Origin of the sequence: Microcoleus sp. C2D2 (assembly GCF_036702495.1) — a bacterium.
GTDB lineage: Bacteria > Cyanobacteriota > Cyanobacteriia > Cyanobacteriales > Microcoleaceae > Microcoleus.
In genome coordinates this window covers 1-1294 of record NZ_JAUBTO010000402.1, presented here as the reverse complement: position 1 = coordinate 1294, position 1294 = coordinate 1, and the positions used below count along the sequence as shown (strand labels likewise).

Sequence of the window (1294 nt, the reverse complement as noted above, 5' to 3'; positions counted from 1 at the left end):
TATTATTGAACCCATATTACAACAAATGTCCGGGGTGAGTCAAGCCCAAAAGAAGTTTATGGTAATTTTATTTTCCACCATATTGCTGGTTTATGGCAAGGTGAATTTTACCAATCTGGGCCGTTACAGTTCCTTGAGTGAAAAAACCTATCGCCGTCACTTTCTTAAAGGCTTTGATTTTCCAAAATTTCATCAATATTTTGTCAAAGAAGCTTTAAATCCTGAGCGGACAATTATTGCGGTTATTGATTGTTCTTTTCTCAAAAAAAGCGGCAACAAAACTGAAGGAAAAGCTTATTTTTATAATGGTGTAGCGGGCAAAACCGAACAGGGGTTAGAAATTTCCTCCATTGCTGTTGTCGAAGTTGAAACTCATTTGTCTTATAGTTTAAGCGTGCAACAAACTCCCTCGCGTCCGACAACAAAACTACCGAAAAAAAACTTAACAGTTGCTCAGAAAAAACACTCAAAAAAACTGGGTAAAAAACAGCCATATGAAAGCTCAACCTTAGAGCTAACAAGAGTTGACGACTATGCTCAACATTTAAAAAATACTCGTTCTTCTTTACCAAAGTCTGTACGTTACTTAGTGGCTGATGGCTATTATTACCGTGCTAAATTCTGGGAAGCTGTACGGGAGTCAGACTTGAATTTGATTAGTAGATTAAGGGTTGATGCTGACCTAAATTACCTCTATACAGGTGAACAAAAGAAACTGGGTGCACCTCGTAAATATGATGGTAAAGTTGACTGCAATAATTTAATAAATCTCACTTGGGTTAAACAAATAAAGCCGGGAGTTGAGCTTTATTCATTAATCGTATGGAGTTGTTGTTTTAAGTGTCAGATTCGTTTGGCTTGTATCTCTGAAGTCCAAGCCAATGGTCACACCAAAAATATTTTATTATTTAGCACTGATATTCACCTCCCAGCGGAGCAAATATTTGAGTATTATCAGGCTCGTTTTCAGATTGAGTTTATTTTCAGGGAGGCCAAACAATTTACGGGTTTAGCCGATTGTCAATCTTGTAATAGTCAACGACTTGATTTTCATTTTAATGCCAGTCTGAGCGCCTTAAATCTGGCAAAATATTCAGCCTATAGTCATCACTCTTCTCCCGATTCATTCGTGTTTTCAATGGCCTCTTATAAACGCAGGCAATTCAACAGACATCTACTTTTAACCTTTATTAACAAGTTAGATTTAGACCCTAACTTGATTTTAAATCACCCTAACCTTCCCTCAGTCCTGTCTTATGGTACTATGGCTGCTTAAAAACTGTCCGAACTATTG

General features: G+C 37.2%; 1 protein-coding gene. It reads left to right on the top strand.

What is annotated here, in order from left to right; translation table 11 throughout:
• The first annotated feature begins 1 nt into the window (after position 1).
• On the top strand, positions 2-1276 hold the full coding sequence (locus tag QUB61_RS39515) for a transposase (protein WP_333136945.1): 1275 nt from the start codon (positions 2-4) through the stop codon (positions 1274-1276).
• Positions 1277-1294 lie beyond the last annotated feature (18 nt).